Genomic DNA, 16317 nt, shown 5'->3' on the forward strand with positions numbered 1-16317 from the left:
GCATTAGACTCGTTTGCGGGGGATCAGCAGAAGCTGGCCGTCTGGCTGACCATCCTCTTCCAGCGCGTTCGCCCGGCGGATGTCGGCGGCGGTGGTGCCGTAGCATTTTGCGATGTCCCAAAGCCGCTCTCCCCGGCTCACCATACGAAGCACAATGGAGGGCTGGCTGTCGTGATTTCTGGGGCATTCCGTGTCAATGCGGACATTGCACACCCCGGAGGTTTCTTCCCTGCGTACAGCCAGATAGCAGAACTCCACGGGCAACCGGATCTCAACCCCACCGCTGGCCGGTGTGGCAAAGACCGCCTCCGGACACCGGCACCGGCAGATACAGGTACATCCCGCAGGCAGCTCCAGGGTACACGGCACCTGGAAACGGCGGCTGGCGCTGTCGATCTCTCCGGCGTCGCTGCGATAGAGGACAGTCACATGGACATCCGTCTCCAAGGTAAGCCGATCCCCTTCCCTGCTCTGGGCCACCCGGCCAATCGCACAGTAGGCGTCCAATACATTGTCTGCCAGACAGGGCAGCTCCAGCACCTCCCGAATGGCAGGCGTCTTGACGCCCTGATCCGCCAGGTGCTCCAGCTTCAGCGTCCGGACCTCTGTCTCCGCCTCATAGGCGGTGCTGTAGAGGTCGGTGAGCAGGCAAAAGCTCCGCTCCTCCCGCAGCACCGCCTGGGCCAGCAGGTCGAGGTTTACATGGATGGTCCGTCCCTCTCCCCCGCTCTCCAAAGTACAGCGCACCACGGTAGGGAGGATCTCCAGCGTGCAGTCCGCCTCCTCTCCGGCGGCGGAGACCTCCATGATCTGAGAAAACGGGAGCTCAAATACGCTGTCACATAGGCCATTATCCTCTCCACGGTAGAAAATCTGGAGGTTGGCAGTTCCCTTAAAGATCAGCTTGTTGCCGATCACCTTGGACTCGCTGCACACAATGCTCAGGCGCTGCTTGAGCAGCTCAACAGCCTGAGGCTTACTGCTGGACAGTGTCACGTCGTCAGAGAAGTTAAAGGGCTTTTCCTGGACGCACACCACGCCATATGTACGACATGTCTCACACAGTTGTTCGATGCAGGCCTCTTCCCCAGCGCTGATTCCGGTATACACCGTCTCCTCCAAGGGGGCATAGCCCTGCACCTCCGCCGCCAGGCTCACGCGCACCAGCACCTTTCGCGGATTTAAGCTGCGGGTCTCCGCACTCTCTACCCTGGGGACGGCGGTGACCTTGCATCTGCTGTTCAGCTGGGGGCTGTCGGCGGCGCATACAAAGGGAATTGACACCTCCAGACGGCGCATCCCCTCCTCCCCGTCTGGCAGGTAGAGGACCACGGCCTTTACACTGCCGGACAGCTCTGCGCGGCCCTCCATGGCCTCCCGGCTGGTGAGCTCCACCCAGCCCTCGGTGTCTACAATGCGGAGGATATCCGGACAGGCGTCCGGCACAATCATCTCCATGGTCTCTTCCTGGCAGACGGTGGTATCCAGCACCGCCTCATAGCCGTTTACCTGGGTCTGTTCCAATTCCAGCTCCATCGTATTCCACTCCCTTTGAAAGGCACATCCGCCTTTTTGGTTTGGGATACTATATGCTGGTTCCCACGGGGTTATGCCTCCCCTCTCACCGCAGTCCAAATACTGTGCGGAGGATCCCTCGCAGGGCCTTTGGCGAACGTACCACGACGATCTTCACTGCTGCACACTCCTTTCTGTCTGCTCCAGCCAGCTATGCCCCCGGTAGCCCAGCGCGATGCCGATCCCCAGCGTAATCACGCTGCCGGGAAAGAGCATCAACGCCAAGCCGCCGGCCGCGCCCGCCGCCCAGCCTAGGGTCTGCCTGTTTATCCAAGACGGCAAAACGACCGCCCCCCTCATTACTTGACTTGACAGGCGCCGAACCCTCTCGGTCCGGCCCCGTTCTAGTCCAGTATACGCGGAGAACGGCCGTCTGTTCCGATTTTTCTCAAAAATCCTCTATTCTATCTCCTCCCGCTGGCTGCGGATCAATAGTACCCGGCCCCGTCCGATGGTGATCTCGGTCCGGTCTCCTGTGGGCTCATTGCTCACGGAAAAGGTGTCGCCCCGGGTAAGAAGGGCATTTTGGAGCGGATATTTTGTCCCCCTCAGCCATATGCCGGACACCATCCGATCCAGCGGGATCAGGGAAAAGTAGTGATACCGGGGGGCGGATCCGTCCAGGACAAAGCTCTCGCTGTCCAGCAGGCGTACCTCACTATCGGTATCCACAATGACACCCTTCCCACCCCGCCGTGCCAGCCACTCCAGAATCATCAGGTTGGACGCCGTGTGGTCCAGCCGTGGTCCGCCCATACAGCCGCATAGAATCAGCTTCCGGCATCCCTTCTCCAGGGCCAGCGCCAGAGCGGCCTGCAAATCCGTCATGTCCTTCTCTGGGGGCAGGCTGATACTGGGGATATCCTTCTCCGGCGCGCCGCCGGAATCCCAATCGCCAATGAGATAGTCCGGCCGCAGACCGGCCGCTTGGGCGCCGTGCCGGCCTCCGTCAGCACAGAAGACCTGGTAAGGTTCCTTTAAATAGTCAGAGAGAAAGGACCAATCCCCGCAAGGCGCCGATCCAAATACAATCCCTGTCATCTGCGTTTCCACTCCGGCACCTCCCTGGCCTGCTCATAAAGCCGCACGTAGCTGGCATGGCGGCTGGGGGCAATGGCCCCCGCCTTTACAGCCTCCCGAACAGCGCAGCCCTTCTCTTTCACGTGGGCACAGCTTTGAAACCGGCACTGATCCAAGTAGGGCCGGAACTCCCGGAAAGTACTTTGCAGTGCTTCTGGCCGGCACAGCTCCATTTTGTCCACATCAAAGGAGGAGAACCCAGGGGTATCCGCCACTACCGCTCCATTGGACAGGCGAAACAGCTCCACATGGCGTGTGGTATGCCGGCCCCGCCCCAGTTTATCACTTACCTCACCGGTCTGTATTCCGAACCCCGGCTCCAGGGCGTTGAGAAGGCTTGACTTTCCCACCCCGGAATTCCCTGTAAAGGCACAAGACTTTCCAGCGATTATATCCCGCAGGGTTTCAATGCCCTCACCTGTCTCCGCGCTGACCCGCAGGGTGGGAAATCCGGCTTTGTCATAGATTTGGTACAGCGCCTCCGCCCGGTCCAGGTCGCACTTGTTCAGACAAATCACCGGTTCGCACTCCCGCCCTTCGGCGATGGATACCACCCGGTCAATGAGAAAGGGAGCTGTTACCGGAATCGCTCCCGAGGCAACGACCACCAACAGGTCAATATTAGCCACCGCTGGCCGGTAAAATTCATTGCGCCGGGGCAGAATGGCGTCCAGCGCCCCGGCTCCGTCGCCCAGGTCGGTAAAGGAAACCCGATCCCCCACCAGCGGCGTGAGGCCGTTGTGGCGGAATCTCCCCCGGGCCCGGCAGGCCACCATCTGCACCCCGTCATCCACATAGTAGAAGCCGCTGAGCGCTTTTAAGATGATACCATCCGACATGCGGTTATTCCTTGTAAAAGTCCGCGACTTCGCCGTCTACCGTCACGAAAATCGCGTCATTGGCGCTCTCTACCGGAACAGGAATACGGGCCGTCCCCGGCCGCGTGGGATAGTAGTCCGCCACGACGACATAGCCGCTTACCGTCACCTCTATATAGACCGTCTCCGGCCCACCGGTGGGCAGCGTAACCACCAGCGTCTCCTGCCTGGACTGGACTGGCGGCTCTCCTGTGGGCAGCACCGGCGTCACCTCGGGGACTGGGGTAGGTGTGGGTGTGGGAGTGGGCGTCGGCGTGGGGGAGGGTTCCGGCTCCGGCCCCTGGCTGATCCAGATGGTCATGGTGGCGCCTTCTGCCACCAGATCGCCAGTGGGAATGCTCTGCTCAATAATGAGACCCTCGTTCACCTTATCGTCATACTGGTACTTCACATCCAGCTTAATGTTCATCTTTCTCGCCGTGGCCTCGGCCCAGGCCAGATTTTGTCCGGCGAAGGGCACCATAGGCGCTGTATTTTGCTCCGGGCCTTTGCTCACCCAGAGGGTGACGGTCTGCCCCTCTGTCAGTGGGCTGTTGAAGTCTGGATCCTGCTTGAAAATCTGATTCATGCCTACTTCTTCGTGGTGCTCATCTTCTCGCTTGATCTGAAGATTCAGCCCCAGATTGTTCAGCTTGGTCTCCGCCAGGGTAAACTCTGTATTATAGAAATCCTCCATCACGTAGCTCTCGCTGCCCTTGCTCAGATAGACCGTGATCACCTTGCTCTCCTCGCTGTCCCGGATAGAAGTGCCGCCAATGGGGTCCTGCTGGGCAATGGTATTTTCCGGATGCTCACTGTCGATGGGATCTCCGCCGATTTTTACGATAAATCCCTGGTCTACCACATCTGGCTGCTGCTGGGCCTGCTCCAAAGTCAGTCCCAGAACGTTAGGTACGCTGATCTGCTCCGGTGGCGTGTTGATTGGCTTGAAAAAGGCGGTATAGAGGAAATAGAAGATGCCGCCCAGGAAGATCAGAATAGCCGCCACCGCTACCACAATGGGCCAGGGGCTCTGCCGCTCCTCCTCTATCTCCTCCCGCCGGCCGGCGGTGTGGCTGGGACGGCGCGCCTCCTCATAGTAGCCCGGCCGACCGCTCCCCTGGTGGCCGTTGGAAGTATGCCGGGGAATGCGCTGGGTGGACTCATCTGGTGGCCGCTCGGGCCGGCTCACCCGCCGGCCTCCGTTGGTGATGGCGCTGGGGGTATTGGCCCCGATAAGCTGGGTTGGCTCATCCACGTCGTCACTGACACTGAACGTCCCCGCCGCCAAGTCAAAGTTAATGCCGGGATTCTTTCGAAACTCCTCCAGATCGTACAGCATGGCATCTGCCGAAATATAACGCTTGTTTACGTCAGAGGCCATCGCGCGGAGGGTGATAACCTCCATTGCCTCAGGAATGGAGGGATCCAGCTCTCTGGGTGAGAGCGGGATGGAGTTGATGTGCTGAATGGCCACCGCCACCGGCGTCTCCCCTTCATAGGGCAGGCGGCCGGTGAGCATCTCATAGAGCACCACGCCGGCGGAGTAGATGTCCGAGCGGGCGTCAATATGGCTGCCTCTGGCCTGCTCCGGCGAGATATAGTGAACAGAACCCAGCGCCTCCTGAGTCATGGTGTTCTGGTTGGCGGAGGTGAGCCGGGCAATTCCAAAGTCTGTCACCTTGACGCTTCCATCCCGGAGTACCATGATATTGTGGGGCTTGATGTCCCGGTGAATGATGCCGCGGCTGTGGGCGTGGGACAGGGCCTTCATAATCTGCATGATGAAGTGAAGGGCCTCTTTCCAGGACAGCTTTCCCCCTTTTTTCTGCATATACTGCTTCAGCGTGATACCGTCCAGCAGCTCCATCACAATATAATCCAGCTGGTCCGAGCGGGAGACGTCGTATACCGCCATAATATTGGGATGGGACAGCATGGCCACGGCCTGAGACTCATCGTGAAACCGGCGGCGGAACTCCTCATCTTGGGCCAGCTCTTCCCGCAGGATTTTAATGGCTACCAGCCGGTTGAGCCGGTGACAGCGCGCTTTATACACTACCGCCATGCCGCCGGTGCCCACCCGCTCCAGGATCTCATATCGGTTATCGAGTAATTTCCCTATGTAGCGATCCACAGTCGTTACCCCCTTACTCAAACTGGAAAAGGACGCAGGTCACATTGTCCGGCGCGCCCCGGGAAAGTGCGATATTCAGCAGACGGCCGCAGCACTCCTCGCTGGGACCGCCGTAGAGGACCTCATAGAGGAGTTCCTGGTCTTCAACCACGTTGGACAGCCCGTCAGAGCAAAGAAGCAGACGGCTGCCTGATTCCAGCGTCTGACGAAAGAAATCGGCCTGGACATGCTCCTCCGTGCCCAGGGCCCGGGTGATCAGGTTTTTCTGGGGGTGGTTCCGGGCCTGCGCCTGGGTAATATCCCCACGGCGCACCATATCCTCCACCAGGGAGTGATCCCGGGTTACCTGATGAATCTGTCCAGCGTTGATATAGTATGCCCGGCTGTCCCCTACATTTAGCAAATAGGCTCGCTCAGGGGTAATCAGCGCCGCCACAATGGTCGTCCCCATGCCCCGGCAGTCTGGGTTGGTTCTAGCCCTGTGGTAGACCGCTTGGTTCGCGCTCATGCTGGCCTGGGCCAGCAGCGCTTCCGGATCCTCCGGCGCGGTGGGCGGGATCTGCCGGAGGCTTTGGGTAAACGCCTCCACCGCCAGCATACTGGCGATATTGCCTGCCTTGGCGCCGCCCATGCCGTCGCATACTACGCCAACCGCCAGGTGGTTCGATAAAACATCCAAATAATAGGCGTCCTGATTTTGCTGCCGTACCGCGCCCTTATCGGTAATTCCCCATGCTCTTATCATACAGACACCTCTCCTCTCTTTCTTTCTCCAATCGTTCCTTCCCGTCCTGGATTTTGTTCACGTCCGTCCCCTTCTGCCAGCATTTGTTTGCGGCGGAGCTGTCCGCAGGAGGCGTCAATATCTCCTCCCAGCTTCCGGCGGACGGTAACGGTCACCCCGTGAGACTCCAGCCGCTTTTGGAATGCGGCCACCCGACGGCTGGGCCGCAGGGGACTCTCCTTCACCTCGTTGAGGGGGATCAAATTTACATGTCCCGGCGTCCCCTTTAGATGACCCGCAAGCAGATCCGCCTGCCAGTCGAAATCGTTGACACCGTCAATCATGGCATATTCGTAGGAGATACGCCGGCCAGTGCGCGCAAAGTACTGGCGGCAGCTTTCAAAGAGCCGCTCCACCCCCACACTCCGGTTCACCGGCATGATCCGCGATCGGGTCTCGTCGTCAGGGGCATGGAGAGATACGGACAAAGTCAGCTGAAGCTCCCGCTCCGCCAGGGCGTCAATTCCCTGAACCAGCCCGCAGGTAGATAAAGAGATGTGGCGCATTCCGATATTCAGCCCACCAGGATGATTGACCAGCGCCAGAAAGCGCATCACCGTGTCGAAATTGTCCAGCGGCTCCCCGATCCCCATAAGCACAATGTTGGAGATGGGCGCGCCAGAGTCCAGCTGAGTAAAGAGCACCTGATCAATCATTTCAGCCGGTGTCAAGTCTCTTGCCTTGCCAGCTATTGTGGAGGCGCAGAATGCGCACCCCATCCTGCACCCCACCTGGCTGGAGATACACACCGTATTCCCATGCTGGTAGCGCATTAAAACAGTCTCGATACAGTTTCCGTCCGCCAGCCTCCACAGATACTTGATGGTGCCATCCTGGACTGAGACCTGCTTTCGCTCCACGACAGGCGGCGACAGGATACAGGTCTGGGTCAACCCGTCCCGCAGCGTTTTGGGGAGATTGGTCATCTCGTCAAAGTTTCCCACGCCTTGGTGCAGCCAGCGAAATACTTGCCTGGCCCGAAAGGCTGGCTGCCCCAGCCCCTGAAAAAAGGCGGACAGCTCGGCCATATCCATTGATTTGATGTCTGTCATATGCAATTCCTCATGCCTTCCGCCGCAGCTTGGCGAAATAAAAGCCGTCTGTGCCGTGAAGGTGGGGCCACAGGGTAATCGCGCCCCGCTCCACCCCGCCAATGGGATCCGGCAGCTGGAAGTATTCTAATGTAAAGTTAGAATGCCTGTCAAGAAAATCTTTTGTCACAGCGTCATTTTCCCGCTCCAGCAGCGTACAGGTGGCGTAAAACAGCACCCCGCCCGGCCTGACATAGGCCGACACATTGTCCAGAATAGCCCGCTGCACATCAGGTAGACCCTCCAGCGGCTTGGGATCCTTGTAGCGGATATCCGGTTTTTTACGAATAATGCCAAGTCCGGAGCAAGGCACGTCTGCCAGAACCAGGTCAAAGCTGTTTTCCCACTCTGGGCGGCGCTTCTTTCCGTCCTGAATGGCAGTACGAATCATAGAGATGCCCAGCCGCCGGGCCCCCGCCTGGATCAGGCGCTCCTTATGGGTGTGAATATCGCAGGAGCAGATCTTCCCTTGGTCTCCCATCCGGATGGCCGCGGCAAAGGATTTCCCGCCAGGGGCGGCACACACATCCAAAACCCGCATTCCTGGCTCCGGTCCTGCGGCCAACACCGCCAGCTTTGCCCCGCTGTCCTGAACCAGGAACGCCCCCGCCTGAAAAGCGCTGCACTGTTCCAGGTTTCCCGTGCCCTGGAGGAGCAGGCAGTCCGGCACCCAAGGGTGGCGCTGGGCCTCAATCCCCTCCTTCTTCAAAAGACTCAAGACCTCTTCTGTGGAGAAGCGAAGGGCATTAACCTGGGCCACCGTGGGCGGGGGGGCATTATTGGCGGCCAAAAGCGCCTGCGTCCCCACACCACCCAGAGCCTGATCCAACGCATCTACAAGCCATTTGGGATGGGAGTAACGAATGGACCAATCCTCCGGCTGGGCCAGCTCCCCTTTAGAGCGCTCCAGAGCGCGGAGCACCCCGTTTACCAGCCCCGCCGCCCGGGGATTTTTCGCATATTTCCGGGCCAGATTGACCGACTCATTGACCGCCGCATGGACCGGCACCCGATCCATGCACAGCATCTGATACGTCCCTAGACGCAGCGCCCCCAGCACACAGCAGTCCAACTGATCCAGGGACGTGCTGGAGAATTGACTCAGATGGAAATCCAGCCACATCCGGTTTTGGAGCACTCCAAAGCACAAACGGGTGGCCAGGCCCGCCTCCCGGCTGTCCAGGCCGGTCTCCCGCAGAATTTTTTTCAACGTGCCGTCCGCCCAGGCGCCTTGGCGCTCACAGGCTGTCAGCGCCAGGAGTGCCGCCTCCCGCGCGGTCTTTTTTTGTTCCATATGCAGTCTCCCCGCGCCCGGAGGCGCCCAGTCTATCCTTTAAAACAGAAATTTTCTCACTGACTCCCACCCGCAGGAATCTATTACATAATCTGTCCCCCACTTAAAAAACGGCTCAGTATCACTACAGAAAGTGCCAGCATTCCTATGCTCACTGCTGCCGTTCTCTTCGGCTTTCCCCTGGCCCATACACCCAGAAAGAGGAAAAAGGGCAGGGCGCAGGACAGATACCGCCCGGCACTCAGCAGCCAGGACAGGGAATAGTCCAAAAAGAGGCAGGCAAAGGCGTAAAGAGTGTACATACTCCGATGCTTCCGCTCTGCGCTCCACAGCCCGGCAAAAAACAGGATAAACAACAGCAACGTAGGCAGCCACAGCTCCAGCTGAACAACTTTGTTGGGGTAGCTCAAAGTGTTCTTTACTATATATCCCAAGGTTTTGGAGATCCAGCAAAAGCCCTGACTCCAGTGTCTCTGATGAACTGTAAAGGCAAATGGGTTGTCATCTATTCTCCAGTTCAGCACGAAGTAGATCGCTGTACCCAAAACTGGCAGGAATACTGCCGGCAGACACCGGAGGATTCTTTTTCCTGCGGCCCGCAGCCCCTCTCTCCGCTGGGAGAACAGTTTTGCCTCCTGAACCAACTCCGCCAGAGCCGCACCGATGAGCAGCAGGCCGTGCATCCGGGTCAGCGCCGCTAGAATTCCCCACACTCCCGCCTCCCACCATCGGTGGCGGCGGATGGCATACAGCCCGGCGGCGGTGGTCAGCAAGAACAGACCTTCGGTCATAATGCCACCAAAAAAGAAACTGTAGGGGAAAATGGACAGAAACCATATTGCTTTTACCGCCGTCTCCCGTCCATAGTCCAAGGCTGCCAGACAATACAGGTACACGCATCCTCCGGCGTAGCACAACCAAGAGACTGCCAGTCCCGCCGCCGCGGTATTGGGCACTACAAGGCCCAGCAGGCGGATCAACCATACATACAAGGGGAAGAACACCAAAAATAGGTGCTGTCCGTCCTCTACATAGCCACCATAGCCCAGCTCCGCCAGACGGACATAGTGCAGTCCATCCCAACGCTCCCACAGTGTTACCGGGTTGCGGGCGCCCATCACGCCCAGGGCCGTAGCCAGCGCTGCCGCCAAACCGAATACCAGCACACGGAAGAGGAGCGCCCCGCCGAATACTTTGGCACACTCCCCCGGCGAAACCGCAACTCTGGTTCCCGCTGGCGGGAGGGAAATTCGCTTGAATGGTACGCCACACACAGCCAGCCAGCGGAACACCAGTACTGTACCCAGTGCCAGAATCACCCCAGAGACGGCAATATTCCACAGTCCCATCTCACGGTTACTCCGAGACGGAAATGGGATGTCCCCGGAGGAAATCCGCAGCTTTCATCCGCTTTTTCCCGGCGGGCTGGAGCTCCAGAATGCGCAGCACCTCGCCGCCGCCGCAGGCCACCTCAATCCCCTGCTTCCCAGCGGCCACAACAGCTCCCGGCGCGGCGGCGGTGCGTTGCTGGGCGCACTCCGCCCGCCACAGCTTCATGGGCTCCCCAGTGAGGGTATCTGTAGAAGCAGCGGGCCAGGGCACCAGCCCCCGGATCTGATCCCGGATGGCCCGGGCGCTTCGAGTCCAGTCTACTGGGGACAGGGCCCGGCTCAGCATGGGGGCCAGAGTCACCTGAGACGGGTCCTGCGGAGTACGCCCGGCAGTACCGGCGGCCAGAGCTGCCACCGTCTCTATCAATAAGCATCCCCCCAGTTCCGCCAGGCGGTTGTAGAGCGCGGCAGCGTCCTCCTCTGGGGTAATCGGTGTCTTTACCTGGGAAATGATATCTCCCGCGTCCAGCTCGTGGGCCATGTGCATAATGGTCACACCGGTCTCAATGTCTCCATTTAGAATGGCCCAATTGATGGGGGCCGCCCCCCGGTACCGGGGAAGCAGAGATGAGTGGACGTTAATACAACCCAAGGGGGCGCATTTCAAAATCTCGTCCGGCAGGATCCGCCCATAGGCCGCCACCACAATCAGCTCCGGCTCCAACGCCTGGATCTCGGCCAGGGCGAGCCCGTCCCGGAGCTTTTCCGGCTGAAAGACTGGGATACCGTGGGCCAGGGCGCACTCCTTTACCGGCGGCGGCTGGAGCTTCATTCCCCGGTTTTTAGGCTTGTCCGGCTGGGTGAACACCCCTGCCACACAGTGCCCTGCCTCTATCAGTTTTTCTAGAGAGGGCACCGCAAAGGCAGGTGTACCCATAAAAAAGATCCGCATCTCTTACTCCTCTTCCAAGAGCTGTTCCATTTCCTCGTTGGTGTACAGGCGATCCGTGTGGTCGATAAAGAGGTGTCCGTCCAGATGCTCCAGCTCGTGACAGAAACAGCGGGCCACAATTTCCTCCCCTTCCGCCTCAAACCAGTTCCCCATACGGTCCTGGGCCTTTACCCGGGCCCGCATGGGCCGCTTCACCTTACCCCAGCGCCCGGGAACGCTGAGGCACCCCTCAAAGCCGTCCTGCTCCCCTCGCGTCCACACCAGCTCCGGATTCACCAGCTCCAGCATTTGGTCCTCATCATCCATCACGATTACCGCCCGGCGGAGAATACCTATCTGGGGGGCGGCCAGCCCCGCGCCGTTGGCCTTGGCCAGCGTCTCCTTCAGGTCGTCCAGCAAGTCCCACAGCCGCCGGTCAAAGTTTACTACCGGCCGGCAGACCTTCCGCAGTGCCGGGTCAGTGTCGGTTAAAATCCCTCGAATTGCCATGAAAATATCCTCCTAGTCCAGTGGGTTGATGTCCGCGTGGACGGCTACTCCCCGGTTCTTTTTATCTGCCTGTGCACACCGCAACAGGTGTGCTACCAAAGCGCGCATGGTTTTGTCATTCTTTCCGCTCAAGGTCAGCCGGTAGCGGTAGCGGTTATTCACCTTTGCCACAGGTGCTGGGGCAGGACCTAAAATCTGGGTCTCATAGGGCCGGAACTCCGGCCGGCGGAGCCAGTCCTCCAGACTGCGGCGCAGGCGCATACAAGTCTGGAGCACGGCGCTCTCCTCCGTCCCGGAGGCCGTCAGCAGAAAGAGATCTCGAAACGGGGGACAGCCCCGCAGGCGCCGCAGTTCAATCTCCTGCTCATAAAAACCGTCGTAATTCTGGGCGGCGGCAAAGGCAATCACATCGTTTTCCGGAGTATAGGTCTGGATGACAGCCCGGCCGGTCCGGCCGCCCCGGCCTGCCCGGCCCACTACCTGGGTGAGCAAAGAGAAGGTACGCTCCGCCGCCCGGTAGTCGTCCACATACAAAGACAAGTCCGCCGCCACCACTCCTGCAAGGGTTACACCTTCAAAGTCCAGCCCCTTGGCCACCATCTGGGTGCCCACCAGAACCGGAATCTTATCCTTCTCAAACCGGGACAGCAGCGCCTCGTGGGAATGGGTAGCCGAGACGGTGTCCGCGTCCATGCGGAGGATCTCCCGGCCGGGGAAGCGGGCCTCCAGCTCCTCCTGGACTTTCTGTGTTCCCACACCCAGGAAAGTAAGGGTTCCACCGCAGTGGGGGCAGCACTCCGGCACCCGCTCTGAGTGGCCGCAATAATGGCACATCAGCCGGCCGTTGGCGGAGTGATAGGTGAGATAGACAGAACACCGGGGACACACCGGCACTTCCCCGCACTCCCCGCAGGAGACCATCCGGCTGGCCCCCCGGCGGTTGAGAAACAGGATGCTCTGCTCCCCCCGCTCCATGGCCTCGGCCAGGGCGTCCGCCAGCGGGCGGCTGACGGCTCCGCCGTTCCCCTCTCTCAGCTCCTGCCGGAGATCAGCAATCTCCACCTCTGGCAGACCCTGCCGGTTATACCGGTTCTTCAGTTGAAAGAGAGCATATACCCCAGTCTTGGCCAGATACATGGATTCAATGGACGGCGTCGCCGAGCCCAGCACCAACAACGCGCCGTGCTGCCGGCAGCGGAATTTGGCCACCTCCCTGGCATGGTATTTCGGTACATTCTCCGACTTATAGCTCCCCTCCTGCTCCTCATCCAGAATGATAATCCCCAGATTTTTTATAGGAGCAAATACCGCCGAGCGGGTACCGATGACCACATCGGCTTGTCCCGAGCGCACCCGCTTCCATTCGTCATACCGCTCTCCCGCCCGGAGCAAGCTGTGGAGCACTGCCACCCGGCTGCCGAACTGGGCGGTGAAGCTGTGGAGCATCTGGGGGGTCAAAGCGATCTCCGGTACCAATACCATAGCCCCCTGCCCCGACTTCAGCGCCTCCTCAATCAGGCGGATGTAGACCTGGGTCTTTCCGCTCCCGGTTACGCCGTACAGCAGAGCGGCGGCGGGCTCCTTCCGCCGGACCAGCTCATTCAGGCCCTCGAAAGCCGCCTGCTGCTCCTCGTTGAGTACCACCGGTTCCGCAGGAGCGGCGGACTCCGTCACGGCCCGCCGGTAGACCTCCCGCTGCTCCAGCTCTAAAATATGGCTCTTCTCCAAAGAGCGAATGGTCTGGCCAGAGGCTCCGGTGAAATAGCATAACTCCTTCACTGAGGCCTCCCCCACGGTACACAACAGCTGCGTCACCGCATAGCGCATGGGGGCGGAGCGCCGCCGGGGGGCCACCTGGGCCAAGGCGTCCTCCGCCGGCATGGCCAGCCGGGCGACCTGCTCCACCTTGTCCCCAACGCCCCTGGACGCGCTGGTCTCCAGCACCAGAATCCCTCGCTCTGTCAGCCGGCGCAGGGCTGGGCCGGGGTCCTTGGCGCCAAACGCCGCCTTGATCTTGCCCAGCTCTACCCACTTCAGGGAGCACACCATCTCTACCACTGTCCGGGCTCCCTTTGAGCTGCCGGCGGCTTCGTAGGCCCGCTCCCGGTCCACTCCGTCGGCCAGACGGTACCGGTCCTGGAGGGAGAAATACAGCCCTGCGGGAAGCATGGCCCGTGCCGCGTCATATACCGTACAAAAATACCGTTCCCGCATCCAGAGCGCCAGACGCAGCCCCTCACTGTCCAGCACTGGGTAATCATCCAGCAACGTCAGCACAGCCTTGCACCGGGGATCTGCTGTGCTGCCGGTCTCTACCGCCAGAATCAGCCCCTCGGTCCGCCGGTTGCCTGCCCCAAAGGGCACAATCACCCGCACGCCGGGAAGAGCCCGCGCCGCCAGCTCCGCTGGGACAGAATAGGTATAGGGTTTGTCAATGGCGTATGTAGCGGCAGAGAGGGCCACCCGCGCCAGCGTTATCTGCTCCACATGTAGCCCCCTTCCGGCAAGGTCTGATGGATAGAAAGTCATTAGAATCTGTTGACAAGCAATTTTGCAGGAATCCTGATGGGTTTCAAGAAAAACTGGGGACGCTCAAGGGAAAAGATCCACCCTTTTGGTGTTTTGCAGGTTTTCAAACAGACGCTAGATCTCGGAAAAGGCAAGCGTCAGAGGCCATCCCCCTGGCGCTTGCCCTTTCCGCTTTATTCCTCGGCCTGAGGGGTCACTTTCCCCTCGGCTACTTCCTTAATAGCTAGGGAGACCGGCTTCTCCTCCAGGGGGATCCCGTTTTCCTCCGCCTCATTGGCGATCTGACGGGCGCGCTGGGCTACCACATTGACCAGCATATACCGGCTGGACACCTGCTCCAGCAGCTTATTCATAGGGGGTTCCAACATCATAGGGCAACAATCTCCTTTTCATTTCGCTCCAAAGCGGTATTGGGGGAAACATCGCTCACCAGGTGGATCCGGTTTCGGATCCGGCAGCTCTCCGCTGTCAAAATGGCGATAATCTCCGCCGCCGCGTCGGATACCTTGTCATTGACGACCATAAAATCGTAGTTGGGGATTTGGACGTACTCCTCCCGTGCCTTTTGCAGCCGGTCCTGGATAACTTCCTCCTGATCGGTGGCTCTTCGGTGCAGCCGCCGGGACAGTTCCTCAAAGGTGGGGGGGATGATGAAAATCAGTACAGCTTCCGGACATTTCGCCCGCACTTTCGCAGCCCCCTGGACCTCAATGTCCAGCAGCACATCGATCCCTGCTTTCAGCTTATCCTGGATGATTTTCAGGGAAGTGCCGTAGTAATTGCCCACATATTTGGCGTACTCCAGCAGTTCCCCCCGCTCTATCATGCCCTCGAAGGTCTCGCGGGAAACGAAATTGTAGTTTACCCCGTCGGCCTCCCCCACCCTGGGTTGCCGGGTGGTAAAGGAGACGGAGAAATAGATGTCGTCCCGCTCGCTGAGCAGCTCCGCAATCACGGTGCTCTTCCCCACCCCAGAGGGACCAGACAGGACAATGAGCTGTCCCTGGGTCTTCTTCTTTCGTATCATTCCAGTTCCTCCTCCGCAGGCAAGCTGGTCTCTTTCCCGGCCAGACGGCCCGCCACAGTCTCTGGCTGAAGCGCGGACAGGATAATGTGATCGCTGTCCATCACCAGCACTGCCTTCGTGCGCCGGCCATATGTGGCGTCAATGAGACGCCCCCTCTCCTTTGCCTCCTGCACCATTCGCTTAATAGGGGCGGAATCGGGTCCCACAATAGCCATCAGCCGGCCGGCGGACACCATATTGCCAAAGCCAATGTTAATAAGCTTCATGCGCCCGCCCCCAAATCACTCAATATTTTGAACCTGCTCCCGGATCTTCTCAATCTCCGCCTTGATATCCACCACATAGCGGGCGGTCTCAATGTCGCTGCACTTAGAGCCAATGGTATTGGCCTCCCGGTTGAACTCCTGGATGAGAAAGTCCAGCTTGCGGCCGATGGGTCCGTCTCCCGCCAGCATCTCCTCCAGCTGGGACAGGTGGCTGCGCAGACGGACGGTCTCCTCGTCCACCGCCACCTTGTCGGCAAACAGGGCCGCCTCCGTCAAAATGCGGCTCTCATCCAGCTGGGTATTTTGGAGCACCTCAGTCATCTTGGCCGCCAGCCGGGCCCGGTAGTCGGCCACAATGCCGGGGGCACGGGCCTCCACCTTGCCAGTAAGGACAGCAATCGTCTCAGCCCGGCTGTGAATGTCCGCCGCCAGCTTCTCCCCCTCCCGGACGCGCATGGCGTCAAAGTCGGACAGGGCCAGCTCCAGCACCTGGGTAATTCCGGCGGCGATGGCCTCCTGGTCCACCTGATTCTTCTCCACCAGAAAGATATCCGGAAACCGTGCTAGGGCGACGGTGGAGATGTCGTCCTTTAGGCCATACCGATCCCGCAGGGAGCACAGCGCCTGATAATACCCGTCGGCCATAAGCTCGTTGACCGAGATGCTCACATCCCCCTGCGCAGACGGGCCAATGGTGATAAACACATCAACCTTGCCCCGGGAAATGCATTTTTGCACCATTCCCTTTACTCTGTCCTCCGCGAACATATAGATGCGGGGCAGCTTGACGGTGCAGTCCAGATAGCGGTTGTTGACAGCGCGCAGCTCTATGGTGATGGTCCGTCCCTGAACCACCGCCTCTCCCCTGCCGTAGCCAGTCATGCTTTTGATCAAAGGGCCTCCCT

Annotated in this window: 16 protein-coding genes; all 16 read right to left on the reverse strand. The window is 59.7% G+C overall.

Translation table 11 applies throughout. The features are described 5' to 3' along the window. Positions 1 to 3 precede the first annotated feature (3 nt). Positions 4 to 1536, reverse strand: a complete 1533-nt coding sequence (locus D1159_RS08365) for an SPOCS domain-containing protein (protein WP_161845219.1) — start codon at positions 1534 to 1536, stop codon at positions 4 to 6. 153 nt (positions 1537 to 1689) lie between these two features. Further along, positions 1690 to 1857 carry a hypothetical protein gene (locus tag D1159_RS08370; RefSeq protein WP_161845220.1) on the reverse strand — a complete coding sequence of 56 codons (168 nt, stop codon included), beginning with the start codon at positions 1855 to 1857 and terminating at the stop codon, positions 1690 to 1692. 117 nt (positions 1858 to 1974) lie between these two features. Then, positions 1975 to 2628: a thiamine diphosphokinase gene (locus tag D1159_RS08375; protein ID WP_347563660.1), complete on the reverse strand. Its 654-nt coding sequence runs from the start codon at positions 2626 to 2628 to the stop codon at positions 1975 to 1977. After that, positions 2613 to 3494: a ribosome small subunit-dependent GTPase A gene (gene rsgA / locus D1159_RS08380; RefSeq protein ID WP_161845221.1), complete on the reverse strand. Its 882-nt coding sequence runs from the start codon at positions 3492 to 3494 to the stop codon at positions 2613 to 2615. The genes D1159_RS08375 and rsgA overlap by 16 nt, the downstream gene beginning before the upstream one ends. A gap of 4 nt (positions 3495 to 3498) precedes the next feature. Then, complete coding sequence (gene pknB, locus D1159_RS08385; protein WP_161845222.1) at positions 3499 to 5649, reverse strand: Stk1 family PASTA domain-containing Ser/Thr kinase; 2151 nt, start codon at positions 5647 to 5649, stop codon at positions 3499 to 3501. 13 nt (positions 5650 to 5662) lie between these two features. Then, entirely contained in the window at positions 5663 to 6394 is a 732-nt protein-coding gene (locus D1159_RS08390) for a Stp1/IreP family PP2C-type Ser/Thr phosphatase (protein ID WP_161845223.1), read from the reverse strand. Then, positions 6391 to 7485, reverse strand: a complete 1095-nt coding sequence (gene rlmN, locus D1159_RS08395) for a 23S rRNA (adenine(2503)-C(2))-methyltransferase RlmN (protein WP_161845224.1) — start codon at positions 7483 to 7485, stop codon at positions 6391 to 6393. Before rlmN ends, D1159_RS08390 begins: the two co-directional genes overlap by 4 nt. Before the next feature lie 10 nt (positions 7486 to 7495). After that, positions 7496 to 8818, reverse strand: a complete 1323-nt coding sequence (rsmB, locus tag D1159_RS08400; RefSeq protein ID WP_161845225.1) for a 16S rRNA (cytosine(967)-C(5))-methyltransferase RsmB — start codon at positions 8816 to 8818, stop codon at positions 7496 to 7498. Between the two features lie 83 nt (positions 8819 to 8901). Continuing rightward, positions 8902 to 10167, reverse strand: coding sequence for a mannosyltransferase family protein (locus D1159_RS08405; RefSeq protein ID WP_161845226.1), 1266 nt, complete (start codon positions 10165 to 10167; stop codon positions 8902 to 8904). Between the two features lie 7 nt (positions 10168 to 10174). Beyond that, positions 10175 to 11101, reverse strand: coding sequence for a methionyl-tRNA formyltransferase (fmt, locus tag D1159_RS08410; protein ID WP_161845227.1), 927 nt, complete (start codon positions 11099 to 11101; stop codon positions 10175 to 10177). Between the two features lie 3 nt (positions 11102 to 11104). Next, positions 11105 to 11590, reverse strand: a complete 486-nt coding sequence (gene def / locus D1159_RS08415; protein WP_161845228.1) for a peptide deformylase — start codon at positions 11588 to 11590, stop codon at positions 11105 to 11107. Between the two features lie 12 nt (positions 11591 to 11602). Then, on the reverse strand, positions 11603 to 14077 hold the full coding sequence (gene priA / locus D1159_RS08420) for a primosomal protein N' (RefSeq protein ID WP_161845229.1): 2475 nt from the start codon (positions 14075 to 14077) through the stop codon (positions 11603 to 11605). Between the two features lie 215 nt (positions 14078 to 14292). Next, positions 14293 to 14490: a DNA-directed RNA polymerase subunit omega gene (gene rpoZ / locus D1159_RS08425; RefSeq protein WP_161845230.1), complete on the reverse strand. Its 198-nt coding sequence runs from the start codon at positions 14488 to 14490 to the stop codon at positions 14293 to 14295. Further along, the gene (gene gmk / locus D1159_RS08430; RefSeq protein WP_161845231.1) at positions 14487 to 15146 is read right to left on the reverse strand and encodes a guanylate kinase; all 660 of its coding nucleotides are present in this window, start codon (positions 15144 to 15146) and stop codon (positions 14487 to 14489) included. Before gmk ends, rpoZ begins: the two co-directional genes overlap by 4 nt. Continuing rightward, the gene (locus D1159_RS08435) at positions 15143 to 15412 is read right to left on the reverse strand and encodes a DUF370 domain-containing protein (RefSeq protein WP_161845232.1); all 270 of its coding nucleotides are present in this window, start codon (positions 15410 to 15412) and stop codon (positions 15143 to 15145) included. The genes gmk and D1159_RS08435 overlap by 4 nt, the downstream gene beginning before the upstream one ends. A 15-nt stretch (positions 15413 to 15427) precedes the next feature. Continuing rightward, the gene (locus D1159_RS08440) at positions 15428 to 16306 is read right to left on the reverse strand and encodes a YicC/YloC family endoribonuclease (RefSeq protein ID WP_243152189.1); all 879 of its coding nucleotides are present in this window, start codon (positions 16304 to 16306) and stop codon (positions 15428 to 15430) included. Positions 16307 to 16317 lie beyond the last annotated feature (11 nt).

It is taken from the genome of Pseudoflavonifractor sp. 524-17, assembly GCF_009935845.1.
In the GTDB taxonomy this organism is placed as follows: domain Bacteria; phylum Bacillota; class Clostridia; order Oscillospirales; family Oscillospiraceae; genus Pseudoflavonifractor_A.